Consider the following 22,605-nt stretch of genomic DNA (forward strand, 5'->3'; position numbering starts at 1 on the left):
CCCCGGCGGGGCGCCCCGGTCCCGGACCAGACCGAGGCCGCCGCCGGGCGTGTGACGGAAGACACATCGCGAGGAAGAGAACCGGGTGATGGGTGTCACTCGTGGGAACGGTCGCGCCTCGTGTGTCGCAGGTCACCAACCGTGACAGAATTTCCCGCCCGGATCGGGCACAAGAACGGCCCCCCGTGCGTTAGTTCCGCGCGACGGGGCGCATAAAGCACTGAGGGGGATGGAGATAGAAGATGGCGACCGACTACGACAGCCCACGCAAGACCGACGACGATCTCAGCGAGGACAGCCTCCAGGAGCTCCAGGCCCGGCGCGCCGACAAGGCCGCCAGCATCATCGATGAGGACCTGGACGCCGGCGAGGTCGCCGAGCTGCCCGGCGCCGACCTGTCCAACGAGGAGCTCACCTTCCGGGTGGTTCCGCGGCAGGCCGACGAGTTCACCTGCACGCGCTGCTTCCTGGTGCACCACCGCAGCCAGCTGGCCACCGAGAAGAACGGCCAGCCGATCTGCCGCGAGTGCGCCGCCTGACCGGGAGTGGCCGCGGGTGACGGGAGAGATCGAACGACGCCGGGACGACCTGGAGCCGCCGCCCGGCGACGGCTCCGCCGAGGTCGGTGAGCTGATAGGGCGGCTCACCGGCGACGAGGACATGGACCGCGAGACCCGCGGACGGCTGCTCGGGCGGCTGGCCGCGCTACTCGGCCAGAGCGCCCGGAAGGCGGGCGCCGCGGGTCTCGCGCGCGGACGGTGGCTGGGCGACCTGCTGGTCGAGGTGGGTCCCCACATTCCGATCCGCGACATCGAGACGCTGCAGGCGCACCACCGCGGGCTGATGGGCGAGGAGCTCGCCGACCGGCTCGTGAAGACGGCGGGGAACGCGACCACCGCCGTCGGCGCGGCCGGCGGCGCGCTCGCCGCGGTGCAGTTCGCCGCCCCGCCGCTGCTGCTCACCGCGCCCGCGCAGCTCGCCGCCGAGACGCTCGTCGTCGCGGCGATCGAGGTCAAGATGATCGCCGAGCTGCACGAGGTGTACGGCGTCCAGGTGCACGGCACCGGGACGGCGCGCGGAGCGGCGTTCGTCACGTCCTGGGCCCGGCAGCGCGGCATCAACCCCCTGGAGGCCGGCTCCCTCACCAGCGCGCTCGGCACGGCCGCCAAGTCGGCCCTGCGCAAACGCATGCTCCGGACGTTCGGCCGCAGCATCGGCACGATGGGCCCGCTGCTCACCGGCGCGGCGGCGGGCGCGGCCCTGAACCGCTCGGCGACGCGGGCGCTCGGCACCAAGATCCGCAACGACCTACGCGCGAACACCGGCGCCCCGCCGCCGCTGCCGCGCGGCTGACCCCGCGGGCCCGGCCCTCATCCCTCGATCTTGAGGTGGGACGGCAGCTCGCCGGTGCCCTTGGCCCACTGCCGGGCGGCGACGCGGGTGGCGAGGAGGCGGGCGAGCTCCATCCCCACGCCCATCACCACCGCCCAGCCGATCGCCTCGGCCAGCGCCACGTCCGGGGACTCGGGGTTCGTCGGCGGCTCCTTGCCGGTGCTCTTCTTCCAGGCCAACGTGATGGCCTTCTTCGCGACGAAGCCGCCCGCGAAGGCCGCGGCGCCGGCGACCACCCGCCAGCCGATGTCGCCCTTGTCCGCCATGTTCGTCCTTCCAGTCGTCCTGTGGTCTCCGACGCTACCGGACCGGCCCGCCGGTGATCGCCGCGTCGCGGCCGATAACCGGAGTGCGTCCGGCGCGGATGTCAATACGATTGGCGCATGACAGAGCAGCCGCGTATTCCGCACGTCCCCGCCAAGCCCTCCCTGGACGGCCTGGAGGAGAAGTGGGTACGCGTCTGGGACGAGGAGGGCGTCTACCGCTTCGACCGCACGAGGCCGCGCGCCGAGGTCTTCTCGATCGACACCCCGCCGCCCACGGTGAGCGGCTCCCTCCACGTCGGCCACGTCTTCTCCTACACCCACACCGACACCGTCGCCCGGTACCACCGAATGCGCGGTCGCGCGGTCTTCTACCCCATGGGCTGGGACGATAACGGCCTGCCCACCGAGCGCCGCGTCCAGAACCACTTCGGCGTCCGGTGCGACCCGTCGCTGCCCTACGACCCCGACTTCGAGCCGCCCGCCAAGCCGGACGCCAAACGGCAGGTCCCCGTGTCGCGCCGCAACTTCATCGACCTGTGCGAGCGGCTGACCGCGGTGGACGAGAAGGCGTTCGAGGACATCTGGCGCCGCGTCGGCCTCTCGGTCGACTGGAGCAGCCTCTACACGACGATCGGCGCCGCCTCCCGGACGGCGTCGCAGCGCGCGTTCCTGCGCAACCTGGCGCGCGGCGAGGCGTACGTGTCGGAGGCGCCGACGCTCTGGGACGTCACGTTCCGCACGGCCGTCGCCCAGGCCGAGCTGGAGGACCGCGACCAGCCCGGCGCGTTCCACCGGATCCGTTTCCACGGCGACGAGCGTCCGGTCTACATCGAGACGACACGTCCCGAACTGCTGCCCGCGTGCGTCGCGCTGGTCGCGCACCCGGACGACGAGCGCTACCGGGAGCTGTTCGGGCGGACGGTCCGGACGCCGCTGTTCGGCGTCGAGGTCCCGGTCGTCGCGCACCGCCTCGCCGAGCCCGACAAGGGCTCCGGCATCGCGATGGTCTGCACGTTCGGCGACGTCACCGACGTCCTCTGGTGGCGCGAGCTGGACCTGCCGACCCGCGCGGTCGTCGGCTGGGACGGCCGCCTCGCCGCCGACCCGCCGCCCGGCGTCCCCGCGCGGCCCTACGACGAGCTGGCGGGCAGGACGGTCTTCGCCGCCAAGCAGCGGGTCGTCGAGCTGCTCCGCGAGTCCGGCGACCTGGACGGCGAGCCCCGCGAGATCACCCGGCCGGTGAAGTTCTACGAGAAGGGGACGAAGCCGCTGGAGATCGTCACGACCCGGCAGTGGTACATCCGCAACGGCGGGCGCGACGAGGGCGTCCGCGCGGAGCTCCTCGCCCGCGGGCGCGAGCTGGAATGGCACCCCGCCTACATGCGCGCCCGCTACGAGAACTGGGTCGAGGGACTGTCCGGCGACTGGCTGATCTCGCGGCAGCGGTTCTTCGGCGTCCCGATCCCGGTCTGGTACCCGCTGGACGAGGCGGGCGAGCCGCGCTACGACGAGCCGATCGTCCCGGCGGAGGACGCGCTGCCGGTCGACCCGTCCTCGGACGTCCCGCCCGGGTACACCGAGGAGCGGCGCGGCGCGCCCGGCGGCTTCGCGGGCGACCCCGACGTGATGGACACCTGGGCCACCTCGTCGCTGACCCCGCAGATCGCGGGCGGCTGGGAGCGCGACGCCGACCTGTTCGGCCGCGTCTTCCCCTACGACCTGCGCCCGCAGGCGCACGACATCATCCGGACGTGGCTGTTCTCCACGGTCGTCCGCGCGCATCTGGAGCACGGGTCGCTGCCGTGGAGGGCGACGGCGCTGTCCGGCTGGATCCTCGACCCGGACCGCAAGAAGATGTCCAAGTCGAAGGGCAACGTCGTCACGCCGATCGACCTGCTCGTCCAGTACGGGTCGGACGCCGTCCGGTACTGGGCGGCCGGGGGGCGGCCGGGCACCGACACCGCGTTCGACACCGGGCAGATCAAGGTCGGGCGGCGGCTCGCGATCAAGATCCTCAACGCGTCGAAGTTCGTGCTCGGGCTCGGCGAGGTCGAGCCGGACGCGCCGGTGACCGAGCCGCTCGACCGGGCGATGCTCGCCGCGCTGGCCGCCGTCGTCGAGGACGCGACGGACGCCTTCGACGGCTACGACTACGCCCGCGCCCTGGAGCGGACCGAGCGGTTCTTCTGGGAGTTCTGCGACGACTACCTGGAGCTGGTCAAGACCCGCGCCTACGGGGAGGGCCCGGAGGCGCGGTCGGCGCGGGCCGCGCTGCGCACCGCGCTGTCGGTCCTGCTGCGCCTGTTCGCGCCCGTCCTGCCGTTCGTGACCGAGGAGGTCTGGTCGTGGTGGCGCGCCGGGTCGGTGCACACCGCGTCCTGGCCGTCGGCCGCCGAGCTGCCGCGCGGCGGCGACCCGGCCGTCCTCGCGGCGACGGGGGAGGCGCTGCGGCAGGTCCGCAAGGCGAAGTCGGAGGCGAAGGCGTCGATGCGCGCGGACGTGTCCCGCGCGGTCGTGCGCGGCGCGGCGGCGGCCCGGATCGCGCGGCCGGACCTGGCCGCGGCGGGGCGCATCGCCGACCTGACGCTGGAGGACGCGCCCGCCGACCTCACCGTGGACGTCGTCCTCGCGCCCGTTACCTAGATCACCCCGGCCGCCCGCCCCTTGACGCGGATTCCGCGCACTCCTCATATTGGATGAAACGTCCAATTGGAGCGGCGGGCGGTCCGGGGAGGCGGCGGCATGAGCGAGATCGACGAGCGGCATCCCGTCATCACCCCGCGCCGCGTCAAGTTCGACTGGGCGGACACGCCGCTGCACTGGATCCCGGGCGAGCCCGTCGCGACGCACTTCATCAACGTCCTGCACCTGCTGCTGCCCGCCGGTGAGCGCTGGTTCGTGCGCGTCTACAAGCAGACGCTCCCGCTGGTCGAGGACGACGAGCGCCTCCACCGGGAGGTCAAGGGCTTCATGGGCCAGGAGGCCGTGCACGCGTACTCGCACCAGGGCGTCCTGGACCGGCAGATGCTCGCGCGGGGGCTCGACCCGCGGCCGCTGACCGTCCGGATCGAGTGGGTCTTCACCCGGATCCTCGGCGACCGCCCGCCGGTGCCGCTGCTCTCGCGGACGCGGTGGCTGCACGTCCGGATCGGCGTCATCGCCGCGATCGAGCACTACACGGCGGTGCTCGGGCAGTGGATCCTGGACGCCCGCGAACTCGACGAGGCCGGAGCCGACCCCACGATGCTCGACCTGCTGCGCTGGCACGGCGCGGAGGAGGTCGAGCACCGCTCGGTCGCGTTCGACGTCTACCAGCACGTGGCCGGACGCTATTGGACGCGTTTCATCGCCTTCTTCATCGGCGTCCTGGCGATGCCGCTGATGGTCTACGCGGGGGCGGTCTTCCTGTGCCGGGCGGATCCGACGCTGAAAGGCGTCCGGCCCCGGATCCGCGACTACCGGCGGGCCGTCCGGCGCGGGCTCTTCCCGAGCAACCGTTTCATGCTGTCGGCCGCGCGCGCCTATCTGCGGCGCGATTACCACCCGTCCCGCGAATGCTCGACGCGGCGGGCGCTCGACTACCTCGCCGTCTCGCCCGCCGCGCGGGCGGCCGGGCGGAGGTGAGCGGTGGTCAGAACTCGCAGGGCAGGTGCTTGATGCCGTTGATGAAGTTCGAATAGAGCATCCGCGGCTCGCCGGTCGCCCGGATTTCCGGGAGACGGGCGAACAGCTCCCGGAACATCACCGTGATCTCCCGCCGGGCCAGGTTCGCGCCCAGGCAGAAATGCGGGCCGGGGCCGCCGAATCCCACATGCGGATTGGGGGAGCGGGTGATGTCGAAGGCGTCCGGGTTCTCGAACACGGCGGCGTCGCGGTTGGCCGAGTTGTAGAACAGCAGGACCTTGTCGCCGCGCTTGTAGCGCTGGCCGTTCATCTCGTGTTCGCGGGTGACCGTCCGGCGGAACTGGATGACCGGCGTCGCCATCCGGACGATCTCCTCCACCGCCCCCGGCGCGCGGGCGTCGAAGTCCTCCATCAGCAGGGCGCGCTGCTCGGGATTGTCGGTGAGCAGTTTGAGGCCGTGCGACATGGCGTTCCGGGTCGTCTCGTTCCCGGCGACGACGAGCAGGATGAAGAACGAGCCGATCTCCTGGTCGGTCAGGTACTCGCCGTCGACGTTCGCGGACACGAGCCGCGACACCAGGTCGTCGCCCGGGCGCCCGCGCCGCCGCCGGGCGAGCCTCATCGCCAGGTGGTTCAGCTCGTACCCGGCCGTCATGGCCTTGAGCAGCCCGTACAGGACGCCGATCCGGGTGATGCCGTCGCGGTTGAAGTCCTTGCCGCCGGTGTACTCGGGGTCGCCGAGGCCGAGGATGGTGTTGGTCCGGTCGTACACCATCGGGCGCAGCCGGTGCGGGATGCCCGTCATGTCGCAGATGACCTGGAGCGGGAGCCGGGCGGCGACCTCGGTGACGAAGTCGGCCGAGTCCCGGCCGCGCAGGTCGTCGACGATCCGCGTCGCGGTCGCCTGGAGGTCGGCCTCCAGCTTGGCGAGGACGCGCGGGGTGAACGCCCGCGACACGATCCGCCGGATCTTGGCGTGCCGCGGGTCGTCCATGTTGATCATCGAGCCGAAGTACCGGGCCATGTACCGGGGCAGGTCGGCGACGCTGTTGGAGCACGGCTCGCTGCTGAACACCTCGGGCGTCCGGCTGGCCTCGACGACGTCGGCGTGCCTGGTCAGCGCGTAGTAGCCGGGGCCGGTCCGGATGAACGGGAGCTTCAGCTCGGGGAAGAAGGCGGGCCGGTCCAGCTCGCGCAGCCGCGCGAACGCCGCGAGCCGCCGGTCCGGCGGCAGCGACCAGAACGCGAGGTCGGAAAGGTCGATCCCGCCGGTGTCCCGTACCTTCGTCGCCACCGCGCACCGCCCGTCCTGAGTCAGAACGCCATTCGGTTTCCATCGAACCGACCGCCCGGACCTCCGTCAAGCCCCCCCGGGCGAGGCGTCACGCCCCCGCGAGGACGACCCCGCGCCGCAGCACCGCGCGCTCCGCCGCCGTCCACGCGCCGGACGTCAGCAGGTACAGCCCCGCCGCCAGCGGGACGAACGCGGCGACGGCGATCGTCCCGAACGGCAGCGCCCGCGCCACGAGGCCCATCGGCCCTTCGGCGGTGACGCGCCGGGACGTCCACACGGCCACCGCGCCGAGCAGGACGAACAGCCCGAGGAACACCAGCGACGGCGGCGCGAACAGGCCGCCGCCGACGACGCCGATCCAGTTCTGCCCGAGCGGCGCGGCGAGCAGCGTGTGTGCCAGCAGCAGGTTCTGGTGCCCCGCGACGGTCGCCGAGACGAACAGCCGGTACATGACCATGAAGAACGGCGTCTGCGCGACCATGGGCAGGCATCCGGCCAGCGGCGACGCGCCCTCCGCCGCGTAGAGCGCGACCATCTCGCGCTGGAGCCGCCGCGGGTCCTTCGCGTGCTTGTCCCGCAGCGCCTGGATCTTGGGCAGGAGCCGGGCGCGGGTCCGCTCGCCCCTGGCCGCGCCGACCGCGAACGGGACGAGCGACAGCCGCACCAGCGCGGTGAACAGGACGATCGCCAGCGCCGTGGCGAGTCCGCCCGCGGCCGGGCGAAGGACGTCGGCCAGCCCGCCGACGAGGAAGGCCGCGATGGAGACGGGAACGTCGAGAATGCCGAACATGGGGAAACCTTCCGGAAGGAGGGGGATCGGTGGCGTTTCCGGCCGCGCTCAGGCGGCCGCGATCCCGGTTCCGGGGGCGCGCGGACGGGGGCGTCCCGCCGCGTCCGGATCCCGCTGCGGCAGGAAGGCGGTGCGCAGGGTGCGTTCGCGCAGCGTCGTCCGGACCCTGGCCAGGGCGACCCGGTGTCCCCGGCGCGCGGCGCCGAGGCGCACGGCCGCCAGCACCAGCAGCCCGGCCACGGTCAGCGTGCCCATCAGCACGAGCAGCGACTGGCCCGGGCCCGCCCAGTCGGCCATGGCGAAGCCCCGCAGCACCACGGAGATCACCAGCGACCAGAGCACGGACAGGCCTCCTCTTCCGCGCCAACTCTGCCACATCAGGTGAGCAGCAGGAGAGCGAGGGCGGCGAGCGCGCTCAGCGCGGTGGCGTTCCGGACCGGAGGCATTCGCGCGGCGACGGCGGCGTCGCGGTGCGCGTCCCGGGAAAGGTAGGTGAGCGCGGCGCTCAGCGCGCGTCCCGCGCCGAACGCGGTTCCCGCCAGAAGGGTGGTGCGGAGCGGCCCGTGGCCGAGGAAGAGCGCCAAGGCCAGCACATAGGGCGCGCTGGACGAGACATAAGTGCGAACCCCGGTGCCCAACTCGAAGCCGAACTGTAGGGCGCCCCGGCGCAAATGGGTCTGGAGGACGTCCGGCGGGATCTGCCGCGCGTTCTGGGGGAGCGGAATGCGGATCAGGCCCCATTCCCGGGCGACACCGAGAAAGGCGGCGGCCAGGATCGCGCCCGCGCGGACGGGCCCCGGCAACGGCGCGGAAAGGCCGGACAGCAGCCAGATCACCGCCGCGCTGAGCGTCCCTCCGAGCAGCAGCCCGAAGGTGAAGACGGCGAGGACCTCGTCCTGCCGTACGGGGGCCCGCCAACCTGGCGAGAACAGCACGGATTCGCTGTTCCGCGTTCAAACGCTCCCCGACAGCGAGAACCCGGCGAGCGCGCCGACCGAGGCCCAGCAGAGGACGGCGGCGTCCAGCGCGGCGGCCGAAAGCGCGACGAGGGTGAGGGCCGCGACGGGCAGCAGCGGATCGGTCAGACCGCGCCGGGCTCGTCCGGCGGTCAGTTCTTGCACGCGGTCGCCTTGCGGCAGATGGTCTTGTACCAGACGCCCTTCTTCGACTTCTTCCACCCGTCGTGGCAGCGCCAGGTGACGCCCTTCTTGCAAGAGCCGCAGCTTTTCGCGTAGGCCCAGATCCACCCGTCGTAACCGCCGCCGTAGCACTGGTTCGGGCGCAGCTTGTACCACCCCGGATTCGACGCCCCGGATTTGTGGAAGCCCTTGTACTTGCCGCTCGTCCGGCAGCACCAGCTGCACGCGTAGCTCGGGCCGCAGCCGGGCGAGCAGTTGTGGTCGGACGCGTACGACGGGCAGCGCGGATAGATGTCGTAGTAGCCGACCAACTGGAACCCGGACGCCAGCGCCTCCCGCGCGGGCGGGAACACGCCGAGCGCCTTGAGGCCCGCCGTCGCCCCGGCCGCCGCGAGCCCGGCGAGGACGCTGCGCCGCGCCGGGCGCATTCGGGGCGCGTCGGCGGGGACGGGCCGCCGCCTGACCCGCTGCGCGCCCGCCGGGCGCGGCCCGCGCAGCGGCGGGATGTCATCCAGTTCGATCATCGCGCCCCACCTCCGTGCGCCTCCTCCAGGGTCAGTTCGCGGAGGGCCTCGGGGGAGCCCACCGGCTCGGCGGCCCGCACCCGCCCGTCCGGGTCCACGAGGACGGCGAACGGCGTGGCGGGGACGCGGTAGTCGGCGAACAGTCCGTCCCGCTCGCTCGCGAGCACGGTCATCCCCGGCCGGGCCGCCGCCTCGGCCGCGGGCTCCCCGGCGAAGATCGCGTGCAGCGGCCGGTCCGACCCGCCCGCCGCGGCGAGCACGGCGGCGCAGACCCCGCAGTCGCGGTCCAGGAACAGCAGCAGGCCGGGCCCGAGCCGGTCGAACGCGGGCGCCGGACGGCCCGGCGGGAGCCCCAGCTCGGCGGGCCGGGGCGCGCCCCGCGACAGCGCGTGCACCTGCCGGACCAGGCCGGCGACCACCAGGGCGAGCAGCAGGATCGCCGCCCATGACAGCAGCAGGGCACTGGCTTGGAAACTCATCCGGCCGGTCTCCTCTCGATCATCGCGTGGGGAAGGGTCCAGAGGATCGCCGCGAAGCCCAGCCCCGCCGTCCCGGCGACGGCCGCCTCGTAGGCCGACCAGTCGGCGGGCAGGCCGCGCAGGGCCCCGGCGAGCGCGAGCGCGGCGAGGGCGGCGGCGCGTCCGGCGACCCAGCCGGTCATCGGGGTGTCCGCGCCCGCGCACCCGCACGGGACGCCGCGCCGCGTCCGCGACACGTATGCCGCGTACACCGCGTACAGGCCGAGCAGCACGGCGGCGGCGCCGGACGCCGCGCGGACCGGGCCGTCCAGCCGGAGGACGAGCGAAGTGGCGCCGACGAGCCCGACGGCGGCCTCCGCCGCGATCGCGGCCAGCGCCGCCGGTCCGGCGAGCGCCCGCGGCACGACGCCCTGCGCCCGCACCGCCGACACCACCGCGCCGGGCCTTCTGACCTGCCCGAACACCGAGCCCAGCAGCACGACCGGGAGCGCGACGGCCGCGATCCCCGCGAGCAGCCCCGTCACCGGACCGCCTCGACCGCCAGCCCGCCGAGCCGCCGCGGGACGTCCCGCACCCGGTCCTCCTCCGGCAGCACGGTCACCAGCAGGGCCTTCAGCGCGAGCAGGAAATACGGCCCCTGGCCCTCGACCGTGTCCCGGAACAGCTCGCCGCCCGCGACCGACGCGCCGCGCCACGGCGGCAGCCGCCGCCGGGTCCGCGCCGTCAGCGCGGTGATCTCCAGGAGCCCGAGCCCGGGGACCTCCTTCACGAGCTCCGCCGGGTCGGGGCGGCGGGCCCGCCCGCGCGGCACCGCGACGATCCCGTCGTCGTGCTCGGTCAGCCGGAGCGTTCCGAAGAACGCCACCGCGTCGGCCGGGCGCGCGTGGTAGAGGTGCGTGAACACGGCGTGGCGGCGGCCCTCCCACACGGCGGCGAGGACGGGGTCGCGATGCCCGGTGTCGGGGTCGCGGGTCTCGGTCCGGCCGACGCGGAGCCGCCCGTCCTGGATGCGGAACTCCTCGTCGAACCGGTCGACGCCGATGTCGTCGGCCCAGGACAGGGCGTCGGCCCGCGTCCCGCTGGAGATCTCGTGGAGCCGCCCGCGGTCGGCGATCCGCGCCACCGACGTGCAGGGCCGGTCGAGGTCGTGCGGTCCGGCGAGGCTGACGCGCACGCCGTCCAACGAGCGGTGTGTGACGCGGTCGGTGGCGTCGCGTCCGGGTCTGCCCATGCCGTCCCCTTAATGCGGGACGCACGTCCCACAGAAGCACCGCGGGTAACAGAGGTAACGCTACGGGTGATGCCTCACTTTGGGGCCAAACCTTCCGGAAGTGGTCATCCGCGGGAGCGGGTAGGGTCAACTGCCGGACCCGCGCGGCGGCGGCGTTTCAGCCCCGGCCGGGCCCCGCGGCCCGGATAGGGTCGTGTGGTTCTCCGGCAGGTGATCATGAGGTGAGACCGTGAGCAAGGTCGAGGTGCTGATCCGTCGGCTGGACCCCGAGCTGCCCCTCCCGCGCTACGCGCACGCGGGCGACGCGGGCGCCGATCTGGTCGCGGCCGTGGACGTCGAGCTGCCGCCCGGGGAGCGGGCCGTCGTCCCCACCGGGATGGCGATCGCGCTGCCCGACGGCTACGCGGCGTTCGTTCACCCGAGGTCCGGTTTGGGCGCTAGGTTGGGGGTGACCATTGTCAACGCACCCGGTACGGTCGACGCCGGCTATCGGGGTGAGATCCAGGTGACCCTGCTGAACACCGACCCGCGCGCCACCGTGACGCTGCGGCGCGGCGACCGCATCGCGCAACTGGTCGTGCAGCGGGTGGAGCACGCGGTGTTCCACGAGGTCGCCGAGCTGCCCGGGTCGGCGCGCGGAACCGACGGCTTCGGCTCCACCGGCGGATTCGGCTCCACGCGCGTTTTCGGGAACAATGAGCACAGTCGAGAAGGAGCGTGAGTCGTGGCTTTTGGACGTCGCCGGCAGGCCGAGGAGCCCGCTGAGGGTCCCGAGGTGACCGAGGAGCCGGCGGAGGACGCCGAGGAGGAGGCTTCCGCCGTGGCGGAGCGCGCCGATGGCGGACCGTGGGACTCGGAGGACTCCTACCCCGATATCCAGCGGCTCGACTTCGGCTCCATGCTGGTCCCGGTCGCGCAGGGGCTCGGCTTCCAGGTGAACTTCGAGGCCACCCAGGTCGACGAGGAGGGCAACCCGCTCGACGGGCGCCCGGTCGCCGTCCTGGTGCAGTACGAGCAGAGCGTGATGCAGCTCCAGGCGTTCGCCGCGCCGAAGCGCTCCGGCATCTGGGACGACGTGCGCCGCGAGACCGCCAAGGACATCCAGGAAGAGGCGCAGGGCCAGATCCAGGAGGGCGAGGGGCCGTTCGGCACCGAGCTGCTCGCGATGATCCCGACGCCGCTCACCGAGGAGGTCCTCGCGGAGATGCCGGCGGAGGCCCGCGAGCAGATCCCGGCCGAGTTCGTCGAGCAGGGCTGGGCGCCGCAGATCATCCGCTTCCTCGGCGTGGACGGCCCCCGCTGGTTCCTCCAGGCCGTGGTGCAGGGCGCCGCGATCGAGGACGAGGAGCAGTGGCAGGTCCTCGAAGACGTGCTGAACGGCGTGGTGGTCGTCCGCGGCGACGCCCCGATGCCGCCGCGCGACCTGCTTGAGCTGCAGATCCCGAAGGAGTTCAGCGAGGGCGGCGAGGAGGAGGCCGAGGAGGCCGTCGAGACCTTCAACCCCTTCGAGCGCGGCCCCGAGATCACCGAGGTCCGCTGACCCGTCCGGGTCCGGTCCGCCAGAATCTCCGACCCGCCGGCCGCACGCCTTTTCGGACGTGCGGCACGGCGGGTTTTTCCGTGCGGCGCGCGGGCCGTCCCTTGCCAGCGGCGTCCCCCGGGTGCTGAATCAGGACATGTCGAAGAAGACGCGCAAGCGCCGGGCACGTAAACGCGGCAAGTGCAACAAGGGAAAACGGCCCAACGCCCGTCACTGACCGCCGGGACCGGGCCCGCTCAGGCGATCAGCTCGAACGGCATCGCGTGCTCGACCCCGGCGGCGCGTCCGCCCTCCTCGGCGATGCCGGTGAGGAAGGCCGCCGCGTCGAAGTCCGCGCCGAGGTTCGAGAAGTACACGCGGTGCGCGAGCAGCGAGTCGATGCCCGCCTGGAGGTGGCCGGTGACGTCCACGTAGTGCGCGGCCTCCGGCGAGCCGCCGAGCAGCGCGAACCGGACGCCCTGCCAGGGGTCGAGACCGAGGTCGCGGAACACCCAGCGGTTGGCGGCGTCCCTGATCGCGTCGACGGCGGCGAGACCGAGCGCCCGGGGTCGGCCATGTTGAACGGCCCGCCGGGGAAGCGCTCCCGGTAGCTCACCGACAGGACCACCTCGGGGCGGTGCCGCCGGATCGCCGCCGCGATCGCCCTGCGCAGCGGCAGGCCGTACTCCAGCACGCCGTCGGCGAAGTCGAGGAACTCGACGGTCTCGACGCCGACCCGGCGCGCCGCCTCGATCTGCTCCCCGGTGCGGACGCGGGCGACCTCGTCCGGGTCCATCGAGTCGATCCCGGCCTCGCCGCGGGTCGCGAGCACCTCCGTCACCGTCTTGCCCTGGGCGGTCCATTTGGCGACGGCGGTCGAGCCGCCGTACTCCAGGTCGTCGGGGTGCGCCACGACGGCGAGCGCGCGGTCCCAGTCCTCAGGTACCTCGTCCATCCCCTCATCCTGGCCCATCGCTACAGGTAGCGGAGCCACAGGTAAGGCGTGGCGAGCGCGACCGTGACCAAGGTGACGACGAGGCCGTACCGGGTGAACCGCCAGAAGCTGATCGGCGTGCCGTTGCGGGCGGCGATCCCGAGGACGACGACGTTCGCGCTGGCGCCGATGGCGGTGGCGTTGCCGCCGAGGTCCGCGCCGAGCGCGAGCGCCCACCACAGGACGTGGCCCTCCGTCCCCGGGTGCTGCTGGACGAGGTCCGACACGATCGGGCTCATCGTCGCCACGTAGGGGATGTTGTCCACGATCGCCGACAGCCCGGCGGACGCCCACAGCAGCAGCATCGACGCGGCGCCGAGCCGGTCTCCGGTCGCGTCCGCCGCCGCCGTGGAGATGTCGTCGATCACCCCGGTCTCGACCAGCCCGCCGACCATGACGAACAGCCCGGCGAAGAAGACCAGGGTCGGCCACTCGACCTCGCTGAGCGCCTCCTCGGTGGTCACCTTCGTCGCGGCGACGAGCAGCCCCGCGCCGAGCAGCGCGACGACGGACGGCTCGTAGTGCAGGACGGGGTGCAGCACGAACGCGACCACCACGATCCCGAGGACGGTCAGCCCCTGGAGCAGGAGGCCCCGGTCGGTGATGGCCTTCCGCTCGTCCAGTTCCATGACCTCGGCGGCGAGCGCCGGGTCGTGGACGAAGGCCGAGCGGAACAGCCACCGGCACAGCGCGCAGAACACCGCGACCAGCAGGACGACCAGCGGCGCGAGGTGCACCAGGAAGTCGTTGAACGACAGCCCGCCGCGGCTCGCGATGATGATGTTGGGCGGGTCGCCGACCAGGGTGGCGGTGCCGCCGATGTTGGACGCCATCACCTCCGCGATCAGGTACGGCTCGGACCGCAGCCCGAGCCGGTCGCAGACGAGGAACGTCACGGGCGCGACCAGCAGCACGGTGGTCACGTTGTCGAGCAGCGCCGACGCCACCGCCGTGATGACGATCAGCATCACCATCAGCCGGTAGGGCCGTCCCCGCGCGCGCTTGGCCGCCCAGATCGCGACGAACTCGAACACGCCGGTCCGCCGCAGCACCGAGACGATCACCATCATGCCGAGGAGCAGGAAGACGACGTTCCAGTCGATGCCGGACTCGGCGGAGAAGAACGCGCCCTCGGCGTCGGTGACGCGCAGGAGCAGCATCAGGCCCGCGCCGCCGAGCGCGACCGCCGTCCGGTGCACCCGCTCCGAGGCGATCAGGACGTAGGCGCCGATGAAGACGACGATCGCGGCGACGGCCAACGGTGACTCCCGATCGGCATGCGGACGAGGGACCTGCCGACCAGACTTCCCGGCGCACCGCGTCCGACCCTAGCGGCAACGGGCCGCGCCGGGTCGAACCGGGGCCTGGGCGGCGCCAGGCGATGGTGGGGTTTTGCCTACCCCGATCGGCGTGCTGGGCCCATCCTCCGGCGCGTCCGGCGTCCGTAGCTTCTTTCTCGGAGGCGCCCGGCGAGGGCGCCCGGGCTGGAGGTAAGGACGATGTTCGGACGCAAGGGACCGGACCCCGCGGGCCAGGCGACCGGTGAGGCGCTTCGGCTGGAGGGCGTCCGGAAGGTGTACGGGACGGAGGGCAACCGGGTGGTCGCGCTCGACGGCGTGTCGCTGTCGCTGCCCGCCGGGTCGTTCACGGCGGTGATGGGCCCGTCCGGGTCGGGCAAGAGCACGCTGCTGCAGTGCGCGGCGGGGCTCGACCGTCCGACCGAGGGCCGGGTGCTGGTGGACGGCGCCGAGCTGACCGGCGAGAACGAGACGGAGCTGACGAAGTTCCGCAGGCAGCGGATCGGCTTCGTGTTCCAGCAGTTCAACCTGCTGCCGACGCTGACCGTGCTGCAGAACGTGGTGCTGCCGCTGAAGCTCGCCGGGCGCAGGGTCGACCGGGAGCTGGCGCGGGAGACGCTCGGCCGGGTCGGACTGGCCGAGCGGCTCGGGCACCTCCCGGCGGAGCTGTCCGGCGGGCAGCAGCAGCGGGTGGCGATCGCCCGCGCGCTGGTCGCCCGCCCCCGGGTCCTGTTCGCCGACGAGCCGACCGGCGCGCTCGACACCCGCAGCGCCCGGGACGTGCTGGGCCTGCTGCAGGAGTCGGTGCACATGGCCGGGCAGACGGTGGTCATGGTCACCCACGACCCGGTCGCCGCGTCGTACGCGAACGCGGTGCTGTACCTCGCCGACGGCCGCATCGTCGGCCACCAGAGCGCGCCGACCGCCGAGGCCGTCGCGGAGCGGATGACGCACCTGGCCGAAGAGGTCGAGCGTCAGCGGACGATGGCGGAGGCGTGACGATGCTCGGACTGGCACTTCGCTCGCTGCGCCACCGCACCGGCGCGTTCGCGGCGAGCTTCCTCGCGATGTTCCTCGGCTCGGCGATCATCATGGCGTTCGCCTCGATGCTCGACACGGCGCGGGCCAGCGGCGCGACCGGCACGGCCCGGGAGACGCTGACGATCATGGCGAACGTGGTCGGCGGGTGGGGGCTGCTGCTGTCGGTGTTCGCCGTCGCCTCGACGCTGACGCTCGCCGTCCGGCAGCGGGCGCAGGAGATCGCGCTGCTGAAGAGCGTCGGCGCGACCCCGGCGCAGCTCCGCCGGATGATCACCGGTGAGGCGGCGGGGCTCGCCGTCGTGGCTTCGCTGCTCGGGATCGTCCCGGCGATGCTGCTCGGCCGGGGGCTGCTCGGCCTGCTGCACGGCACCGACCAGGTCCCGTCCGAGATCGGCTACAGCTTCGGCCCGGTCGCGCTGTCGATGGGGATCGGGATCACGCTCGTGTCCGCGGTCGCCGCCGCGATGATCACGGCGCGCCGGACCACCCGCGTCCGGGTGGCCGAGGCGATGACGGACGCCGCGATCGGCGACGGCCGGATGGGCCGCAAGCGGACGGTGTTCGCGGTGCTGTTCCTCCTCGCCGCCGTCTGGGAGGGCGTCCTGACCATCACCGTGATGGACGGCAAGGGCAGCGACGCGATGGCGACCTCCGGCCAGGCCGACATCCTCGCCGCGATCGGGCTGGCGCTGCTCAGCCCGGTGATCATGCGCGGGGCGACGGCGCTGGCGGCCGGGCCGCTGCGGGCGTTCGGCCCGGCGGGCGAGTTCGCCGCCGCGACGATGCGCCGCCGGACGTCGGCGCTGGCGTCCGCGGTCACCCCGGTCATCCTGTTCGTCGGGACGGCCGTCGGCACCCTGTTCCTGCAGGCGACCGAGAACGCCGCGATGGACGCCGCCGGGCTCGCCAAGACGGCCGAGCAGAAGAGCATCGAGACGCTCAACTTCGTCGTCATCGGCATGGTGGTCCTGTTCACCGCGATCATGCTGGTCAACACGCTGATCGCGGCGATCGCGCACCGGCGGCGCGAGTTCGGCCAGACCCGGCTCGCGGGCGCGACGCCCGGCCAGGTGCTCGCCGCGGTGGGGCTGGAGTCGGCGGTGCTGACGGTCACCGGCGTGCTGTGCGGGACGGTCGCGTCCGTCTTCACGATCGTCCCGTTCGGGCTCGCCCGGCGCGACTCGGCCACCCCGGACGGCAGCGTCTGGACCTACGTCGCGGTGGTCGCGCTCGCCGCCGTCCTCACCGGGGCCACGGCGCACGGCGCGGCGCGCCGCGCGGTGCGGGTCCCGGCGGTCGAGGCGGCGCTGCGCTGACCCGGACGGGCGGGCGGCCCGGTTGTGCTCCGCGTGGGTGCTCATCCATACTGGGTGAGCACTCACTCATTTCTGGGAGGGGACATGGCCGGTTCGGTGGGGGTTCCGCGCGGGCTGCCGGTGGCGGACGCGCTCCGCGGCCTGCGGTCGGCCTGGACCGGCGGACGCCGGGTCGAGCGCGTCGCCTACGCCGTCGGGGCCGCGCTCTTCCTCTCGGGCCTGCTGCACCTCGTCGTCTTCGCCGTGGACGGCGGCCCCTGGACGGGCCCCGTCTCCTGGCGCAAGCCCGTCACGTTCGGGCTGTCGTTCGGGCTGACGCTCGTCACCATCGCGTGGGTCGGGTCGTTCGTCCGGCTCGGCGAGCGGGCGCGCACCGTGCTGGTCGGGGTGTTCGCGGCCGACTGCGTCGTCGAGGTCACGCTGATCACCGTCCAGGCGTGGCGGCGGGTGCCGTCGCACTTCAACATGGAGACGACCCTCGACACAGTGATCACGCGGATGCTGGCGGCCGGCGGTGGCGTCCTCATCGTCACGCTGGTGACGCTCGCGGTCGCCGCGTTCCGGGCGAACCCGGGGACGGCGCCGAGCATGCGGCTCGCCGTCCGGTCCGGGTTCGCGGCGCTGATGCTCGCGCTGGCGTCCGGCGGCGCGATGATCGCCCGCGGCGTCGCGAAGGTCGAGTCGGGGGACCAGCAGGCGGCCTACCACGTCGTCGCGGCGCTGAAGCCCGCGCACTTCGTGACGATGCACGCGATCCTCGTCCTGCCGCTGCTGGCGTGGCTGCTCACGTTCACCGCGCTGCCCGAGCCGCGGCGCGTGCGGGTCGTCGCGGCGGCGTCGGGCGCGTACTGGGCCGTGGCGGGGGTCGTGATCGCGGTGTCCGCCGTCCGTTTCATGATCACCTGAAACCGTCCGCCCCGGGCGCCCGGCGGGCATACTGGCGCCCCTGGGGGTGGTGCCGATGACCGAGGGCGAGCCGGACACCGGGCCGGACACCGGGCCGGACACCGGGCCGGACACCGGGCGCGGCAGGGGCCGCCCCCTCATGCCGGGGGTCTTCGACGAGGCGGAGCGCGCCGAGCCGCCCGGCGAGCCGGAGCCCGGCCTCGTCCCGGTCCGCGACCCGGACGGCGTCGGCGACCCGGGCCCCGCCGTCCGGCCCGGCTCCGAGCGCACCGAGATCGGCGGCGCCGGGGCCGCCGCGCCGCGGGGCGTCGCGCGCTCCAGCGCCGTCATGGCGATCGGGACGTTCTTCTCCCGCCTCACCGGCTTCCTGCGCACGGTCGTGATCGGCGCGGCGCTCGGCACCGCGCTGCTCGGCGACGCCTACAAGGCCGCCGAGATGGTCCCCTACACCGTCTACGAGCTGCTGCTCGGCGGGCTGCTGGCCAGCGTGTTCGTCCCGTTCCTCGTCAAACGGCGGCTCGCGGACGCCGACGGCGGCGCGGCCACCGAGCGGCGGCTGCTCGGCGTCGTGCTACTCGCGCTCGCCGTGCTGACGGTCGTCGCCGTCCTCGCCGCGGGACCGCTGGTCTCCCTCTACGCGGGCGCGTACACGGGGCGGCAGCGCGAGGTCACCGTCCTGCTCACCCGCCTCCTGCTGCTGCAGATCTTCTTCATCGGCGTCAGCGGGCTGGCGAGCACGATGCTGAACGTCCGGCAGCGGTTCGGCGCGCCGATGTGGGCGCCGGTCGTCAACAACGTCGTCACGATGGGCGCGGGCCTGCTGTTCCTCTGGGTCGCCGGACGCGGCCGGACCCCGAACACCGTCACCGACGCGCAGCTCACGCTCATGGGCCTCGGGTCGGCGTTCGGGACGGTCGCGCAGAGCGCCGTCCTCGCCTGGACGCTGCGGCGCGCCGGGTTCCGCTGGCGGCCGCGCCTCGACCTGCGGGGGTCCGGCCTCGGCGAGGCGGCCCGCACCGCGGTCTGGATGCTGGTCTACGTCGTGGTCATGCAGGTCGGCGTCCTCATCACCGCGAACGTCGCGACCCGGGCCGGGCACCGCGCCCCGGGCGGCGGCAACGGGATCGCCACCTACTCGTTCGCGCTCGTCGTGTTCCAGCTCCCGTACGCGGTCGTCGCGGTGTCGGTGATCACGGCGCTGCTGCCGCGGATGAGCGCGCACGTCGCCACCGGGCGGCGCGACCTCGTCCGCGACGACTTCTCGCGCGGGCTGCGGCTGGCGTGCGCGCTGCTCGTCCCGCTGTGGCTCGGCATGCTGGTGTTCGCCGTCCCCGGGTCGGTGGTGCTGTTCGCCCACGGCAGCCTGACCGAGGACGGGGCGCACCGCATCGGGACCGCCCTCATGGTGTTCGCGTTCGCCGTGCTGCCGTTCACGCTGCACCAGCTCCTCATGCGCGTGTTCTACGCGCTCGGCGACACGCGGACGCCGGGGCTGATCGCCGTCCCGGCCGGGGTCGCGCAGGGCGTCACCGCGTTCGCGCTGCTGGAGTTCCTCCCGGCCCGGCGGGTCGTGGTCTGGCTGCCCGCCGCGTACGGGCTGTTCTACGTGGTCGGCGGCATCGGGGCCGCGCTGGTGCTGCGCCGCCGCCTCGGCGGGCTGGACGGGCGGCGGATCTCCCGCGCGCTCGTCCGGCTGCACATGGCCGCGCTGCCCGCGCTCGCGTTCGCGGCGGCGGCCGTCTGGAGCTTCGGGCGGCTGCCCGCCGGACGGCTGTCGGACCTGCTCGCCGTCGTCGTCGGCGGGCTCGGCGGCGGCGCGCTCTACGTGGTCGCGGCGCGGGTGATGCGCGTCCCGGAGATCGGCTACTTCACCTCGATCGCCGCCGCGCGCCTGCGCCGCTGAACGGCCGAGCCGCTGAGACCGCGCGGGCCCGGCGGGGGAGGAGGAACGCCACCGGGAACGCGGCGGCGGTGAGGAGGAGCGTCAGCTCCGCGACCCGCTTCGCGGCCTCCAGCGCGGCGGCGGGGTCGAAGTGCCCGGCCGCCGGGGCGCCGACCGCGCCGAAGAACACCGTGCCGAGGACGGCGATCCCGAGCGACGCGCCGAGCTGCTGGATCGACTCCAGCGCCGCCGACGCCGACCCGACCTCGTGGTCGGCGATGCCCGCGACGATGATGTCGAACAGCGGGACGAAGATCATGCCCATCCCGGCGCCGAAGACCAGCAGCGGGGCGGCGAGGTGCCAGCCGGTCAGGCCCGTCCCGGCCGTCTCGAACACCGCGTACAGCCCGCCGAGCCCGGCGGCCATCATGACCAGGCCGATGTGCAGGATCGTCCGGCCGAGCCGGGTCATCGCCATCCCGCTGAACGCCGACCCGGCGAACGCGCCGATCGCCCAGGACGACATCGCGAGGCTCGCGGCGAGCGGCGTGTAGCCGAGGCCGAGCTGCAGGAACAGGCCGACGGCGAGGGAGAAGCCGGTGATCGTCCCGAAGAAGACGACGACGAACAGCACGCCGGAGGAGTAGGACCGGTTCGCGAACACCGACAGGCGGAGCAGCGGCGTCCCGCCCCGGCGGGAGCGGCGGAGCTGGTGCAGCGCGAACAGGGCGAGGACGGGAACCGAACCGGCGAGCACGGCCAGCGTCCAGGCGGGCCAGCCGAGCTCGCGTCCCTGGACGAGCGGGTACACGAGCATGCTCATGCCGAGCCCGCCGAGCAGCATGCCGGTGGCGTCCAGCCCGCCGGAGCGGTCGGCGGCGGACGGGGCGGGCAGCACCCGGGCGCCCATGACCAGCGCGTACGCGCCGACCGGCAGGTTGATCAGGAAGATCGCGCGCCAGCCGGAGCCGAGCAGGTCGGCGTCCACCAGCAGCCCGGCGAGCACCGGGCCGAGGATCGTGGCGAGCCCGATCACCGGGCCGAACAGCGCGAACGCCTTGCCCATGTCCTTCGCGCCGAACAGGTCGCGGATGAGCCCGAAGCACTGCGGCACCATCACCGCCGCGCACAGCCCCTGCGCGACCCGGGCGGCGATCAGGCTCTCCGGCGACCAGGCGAGCGCGCAGAGCGCCGAGGTGGCGAGGAACCCGGCCGCGCCGGCCAGCAGGACGGGCCTGCGGCCGAACATGTCGCCGAGCCGCCCGCCGGTGAGCAGCGCGACGGCGAGCGCGAGCGTGTACCCGGCGGCCATCCACTGGAGCGCGGAGTAGGACCCGCCGAGGTCCGCGCGGATGGCGGGCGCGGCCACGTTCACCACGGTCGAGTCGAGGAGGTTCAGCAGGGTCGCGGCCAGGATCGCCGAGAGGCCGAGCCAGCGGCGCGGGTGCGGCCGCGGGCCGCTGTCCGGACGGGTCCCGGGCGCTGCGGGCGCCGCGGCCGGGGTGTCGAGGGTGGCGGTCATGGCTCTTCCTTCCGTCTGGAGCGGAATGCTCTGTTCCGATAGTAGCAGAACGGAATGGTCCATTCCAATAGCTGACCGGGAAGCCATGCCGGGATGGCGGCAAGGGGGTCCGATTCGTCCGGTCATGCCATACGCTTCGAACCATGGACGAGGTTTCCGCCGGCACACCCCAGGGCGCCGGGCCCGGACGGCGCGGGCGCGGCCGCGGCGACCGGCCGCCGGCCAAGGGCGGCGGCCTGCGGCGCTTCCTGCGCCGGATGGCGTCGAGCACGGCCGAGCTGGAGGCCGAGGAGCTGCAGCGGACCTCGGGCGACGAGGGCGCGACGCCGATCACCGAGTGCGGCGAGCGCACGCGGCACTGCGTGGCCGGTACGCTGCGTACGGTGACGCTCCGGCCGCGGGGCGGCGCCCCGGCGCTGGAGGCCGAGCTGTACGACGGCACCGACGTGATCAGCCTGGTGTGGCTCGGCCGCCGCAAGATCGCCGGCATCGACCCCGGCCGCATGCTGCGCGCCGAGGGGCTGGTGAGCGTCCAGGACGGGCGCAAGGTGATGTTCAATCCGCGATACGAGCTGCGCGGCGGTTCCTGATGCCGCGGCCGGCGGCCGGGAGTGGCGACGTGAACGAAGTGGAGGCGGGCGCCGAGCCCGCGACGGACGGCCCGGAGCCCGCTCCGAAGGCTCCGGAGACCGGCGCGAGGCCAGGGCCGGAGCCCGGCGGCGCGGAGCCCGCTCCGGGGGCGGCCGCGCACGACACCGTCGAGGCGGCCGTCCGCGCCCAGCTGAACAAGGCGCTGGGCGGCGTCCGCGGCATGATCGAGGCCGCCGTCCCGACGATCGCGTTCACCGCCACCTACGTCGCGGCGAAGGACATCAAGCTCGCCGTCGCCCTCGGGGTCGGCGCGGCGGTGCTGCTGCTGCTCGTCCGGATCGTCCAGCGCTCCAGCCCGCAGTTCGTGCTGAACAGCCTCGTCGGCATCGCGATCGCCGCGTTCTTCGCGCTGCGCTCCGGCAAGGCCGAGAACGCGTTCCTGCCCGGCATCATGCTGAACGCCGGGTACGCGGCCGCCATGATCTTCTCGATCGCGGTGCGCTGGCCGGTCGTCGGCTTCATCATCGGCTCGGTCACCGGCGACCCGACCGCCTGGCGCCGCGACCCCGGGATCGTGAAGCTGTGCTCGCGGCTCACCTGGCTGCTGGTGCTGCCGTGCGTCGCGCGGGTCGCCGTCCAGTACCCGATCTACCTCGCCGACGGCGACCAGAGCGGGCTGCTCGGCGCCGCCAAGATCGTCATGGGCTGGCCGCTGCAGGTGGCCGCGCTCGCCGCCATGGTCGGCCTCCTCGCCCGCGGCCGGACGCCGATCGAATGCGAAGAGCCCGCCTGACCGT

Annotated in this window: 25 protein-coding genes and 1 pseudogene; 13 read left to right on the forward strand and 13 right to left on the reverse strand. The window is 73.6% G+C overall.

Annotated elements, in window-relative coordinates; all coding sequences use genetic code 11:
- Positions 1-242: 242 nt before the first annotated feature.
- Together ACH01S_RS19100 and ACH01S_RS19105 are read left to right on the forward strand one after the other, a co-directional pair.
- Entirely contained in the window at positions 243-539 is a 297-nt protein-coding gene (locus ACH01S_RS19100) for a DUF4193 domain-containing protein (protein WP_067893074.1), read from the forward strand.
- 16 nt (positions 540-555) lie between these two features.
- Positions 556-1,353 (forward strand): hypothetical protein, encoded by a 798-nt coding sequence (locus ACH01S_RS19105; protein ID WP_306303253.1) that lies wholly within the window; start codon positions 556-558, stop codon positions 1,351-1,353.
- A 17-nt stretch (positions 1,354-1,370) separates the two neighbouring features.
- On the opposite strand, the gene ACH01S_RS19110 is transcribed toward ACH01S_RS19105, so the two are convergent.
- Positions 1,371-1,658 carry a DUF4235 domain-containing protein gene (locus tag ACH01S_RS19110; protein WP_067893076.1) on the reverse strand — a complete coding sequence of 96 codons (288 nt, stop codon included), beginning with the start codon at positions 1,656-1,658 and terminating at the stop codon, positions 1,371-1,373.
- 117 nt (positions 1,659-1,775) lie between these two features.
- Here ACH01S_RS19110 and valS point away from each other — a divergent pair, with 117 nt between their 5' ends.
- Both valS and ACH01S_RS19120 read left to right on the forward strand, forming a co-directional pair.
- Positions 1,776-4,301 carry a valine--tRNA ligase gene (gene valS, locus ACH01S_RS19115; protein ID WP_067893078.1) on the forward strand — a complete coding sequence of 842 codons (2,526 nt, stop codon included), beginning with the start codon at positions 1,776-1,778 and terminating at the stop codon, positions 4,299-4,301.
- 99 nt (positions 4,302-4,400) lie between these two features.
- Positions 4,401-5,282, forward strand: coding sequence for a metal-dependent hydrolase (locus ACH01S_RS19120; protein WP_067893081.1), 882 nt, complete (start codon positions 4,401-4,403; stop codon positions 5,280-5,282).
- 7 nt (positions 5,283-5,289) lie between these two features.
- On the opposite strand, the gene ACH01S_RS19125 is transcribed toward ACH01S_RS19120, so the two are convergent.
- From ACH01S_RS19125 to ACH01S_RS19160, 9 genes are all read right to left on the reverse strand, one after another.
- A complete protein-coding gene (locus ACH01S_RS19125; RefSeq protein WP_067893083.1) occupies positions 5,290-6,576 on the reverse strand; it encodes a cytochrome P450 in 1,287 nt (428 codons plus the stop codon).
- Between the two features lie 88 nt (positions 6,577-6,664).
- Complete coding sequence (locus ACH01S_RS19130) at positions 6,665-7,366, reverse strand: YidC/Oxa1 family membrane protein insertase (protein WP_067893085.1); 702 nt, start codon at positions 7,364-7,366, stop codon at positions 6,665-6,667.
- Between the two features lie 48 nt (positions 7,367-7,414).
- Entirely contained in the window at positions 7,415-7,708 is a 294-nt protein-coding gene (locus ACH01S_RS19135) for a DUF6412 domain-containing protein (RefSeq protein WP_218010316.1), read from the reverse strand.
- Between the two features lie 35 nt (positions 7,709-7,743).
- Positions 7,744-8,301: a hypothetical protein gene (locus ACH01S_RS19140; protein WP_148344625.1), complete on the reverse strand. Its 558-nt coding sequence runs from the start codon at positions 8,299-8,301 to the stop codon at positions 7,744-7,746.
- A gap of 18 nt (positions 8,302-8,319) precedes the next feature.
- Positions 8,320-8,487: a hypothetical protein gene (locus tag ACH01S_RS44480; protein ID WP_169809304.1), complete on the reverse strand. Its 168-nt coding sequence runs from the start codon at positions 8,485-8,487 to the stop codon at positions 8,320-8,322.
- Positions 8,475-9,029 (reverse strand): hypothetical protein, encoded by a 555-nt coding sequence (locus ACH01S_RS19145; protein ID WP_067893089.1) that lies wholly within the window; start codon positions 9,027-9,029, stop codon positions 8,475-8,477. The genes ACH01S_RS44480 and ACH01S_RS19145 overlap by 13 nt, the downstream gene beginning before the upstream one ends.
- Positions 9,026-9,508, reverse strand: a complete 483-nt coding sequence (locus ACH01S_RS19150; RefSeq protein ID WP_067893091.1) for a thioredoxin domain-containing protein — start codon at positions 9,506-9,508, stop codon at positions 9,026-9,028. Before ACH01S_RS19150 ends, ACH01S_RS19145 begins: the two co-directional genes overlap by 4 nt.
- Entirely contained in the window at positions 9,505-10,032 is a 528-nt protein-coding gene (locus ACH01S_RS19155) for a MauE/DoxX family redox-associated membrane protein (RefSeq protein WP_067893093.1), read from the reverse strand. The genes ACH01S_RS19150 and ACH01S_RS19155 overlap by 4 nt, the downstream gene beginning before the upstream one ends.
- Entirely contained in the window at positions 10,029-10,739 is a 711-nt protein-coding gene (locus ACH01S_RS19160) for a hypothetical protein (protein WP_067893095.1), read from the reverse strand. The genes ACH01S_RS19155 and ACH01S_RS19160 overlap by 4 nt, the downstream gene beginning before the upstream one ends.
- Positions 10,740-10,968: 229 nt before the next feature.
- Here ACH01S_RS19160 and dut point away from each other — a divergent pair, with 229 nt between their 5' ends.
- From dut to ACH01S_RS46925, 3 genes are all read left to right on the forward strand, one after another.
- Positions 10,969-11,460: a dUTP diphosphatase gene (dut, locus tag ACH01S_RS19165; RefSeq protein WP_067893097.1), complete on the forward strand. Its 492-nt coding sequence runs from the start codon at positions 10,969-10,971 to the stop codon at positions 11,458-11,460.
- Between the two features lie 54 nt (positions 11,461-11,514).
- Positions 11,515-12,279: a DUF3710 domain-containing protein gene (locus ACH01S_RS19170; RefSeq protein ID WP_246237025.1), complete on the forward strand. Its 765-nt coding sequence runs from the start codon at positions 11,515-11,517 to the stop codon at positions 12,277-12,279.
- Positions 12,280-12,415: 136 nt separating this feature from the next.
- Complete coding sequence (locus tag ACH01S_RS46925) at positions 12,416-12,496, forward strand: 50S ribosomal protein bL37 (protein WP_483902918.1); 81 nt, start codon at positions 12,416-12,418, stop codon at positions 12,494-12,496.
- A gap of 19 nt (positions 12,497-12,515) precedes the next feature.
- On the opposite strand, the pseudogene ACH01S_RS46815 reads toward ACH01S_RS46925, so the two are convergent.
- A pseudogene (locus tag ACH01S_RS46815) lies at positions 12,516-13,231 on the reverse strand (PIG-L deacetylase family protein).
- Between the two features lie 2 nt (positions 13,232-13,233).
- Positions 13,234-14,511: an ArsB/NhaD family transporter gene (locus ACH01S_RS19180; RefSeq protein WP_067893100.1), complete on the reverse strand. Its 1,278-nt coding sequence runs from the start codon at positions 14,509-14,511 to the stop codon at positions 13,234-13,236.
- A gap of 240 nt (positions 14,512-14,751) precedes the next feature.
- Between ACH01S_RS19180 and ACH01S_RS19185 the strand changes: the two genes are divergently transcribed.
- From ACH01S_RS19185 to murJ, 4 genes are all read left to right on the forward strand, one after another.
- The gene (locus tag ACH01S_RS19185; protein WP_067893102.1) at positions 14,752-15,549 is read left to right on the forward strand and encodes an ABC transporter ATP-binding protein; all 798 of its coding nucleotides are present in this window, start codon (positions 14,752-14,754) and stop codon (positions 15,547-15,549) included.
- 2 nt (positions 15,550-15,551) lie between these two features.
- Positions 15,552-16,907 carry an FtsX-like permease family protein gene (locus tag ACH01S_RS19190; protein WP_067893223.1) on the forward strand — a complete coding sequence of 452 codons (1,356 nt, stop codon included), beginning with the start codon at positions 15,552-15,554 and terminating at the stop codon, positions 16,905-16,907.
- Between the two features lie 84 nt (positions 16,908-16,991).
- A complete protein-coding gene (locus ACH01S_RS19195; RefSeq protein ID WP_218010317.1) occupies positions 16,992-17,813 on the forward strand; it encodes a hypothetical protein in 822 nt (273 codons plus the stop codon).
- Positions 17,814-17,868: 55 nt separating this feature from the next.
- A complete protein-coding gene (gene murJ / locus ACH01S_RS19200; RefSeq protein WP_083980867.1) occupies positions 17,869-19,716 on the forward strand; it encodes a murein biosynthesis integral membrane protein MurJ in 1,848 nt (615 codons plus the stop codon).
- On the opposite strand, the gene ACH01S_RS19205 is transcribed toward murJ, so the two are convergent.
- Positions 19,682-21,217 carry an MFS transporter gene (locus ACH01S_RS19205; protein WP_083980868.1) on the reverse strand — a complete coding sequence of 512 codons (1,536 nt, stop codon included), beginning with the start codon at positions 21,215-21,217 and terminating at the stop codon, positions 19,682-19,684. The genes murJ and ACH01S_RS19205 overlap by 35 nt on opposite strands.
- Positions 21,218-21,360: 143 nt before the next feature.
- On the opposite strand from ACH01S_RS19205, the gene ACH01S_RS19210 reads away from it, so the two are divergent.
- A complete protein-coding gene (locus ACH01S_RS19210) occupies positions 21,361-21,807 on the forward strand; it encodes an OB-fold nucleic acid binding domain-containing protein (RefSeq protein ID WP_067893104.1) in 447 nt (148 codons plus the stop codon).
- 29 nt (positions 21,808-21,836) lie between these two features.
- Positions 21,837-22,601 (forward strand): DUF3159 domain-containing protein, encoded by a 765-nt coding sequence (locus tag ACH01S_RS19215; protein ID WP_370671578.1) that lies wholly within the window; start codon positions 21,837-21,839, stop codon positions 22,599-22,601.
- The last annotated feature ends 4 nt before the right edge of the window (positions 22,602-22,605 follow it).

It is taken from the genome of Actinomadura chibensis NBRC 106107 (genome assembly GCF_001552135.1).
GTDB lineage: Bacteria > Actinomycetota > Actinomycetes > Streptosporangiales > Streptosporangiaceae > Spirillospora > Spirillospora chibensis.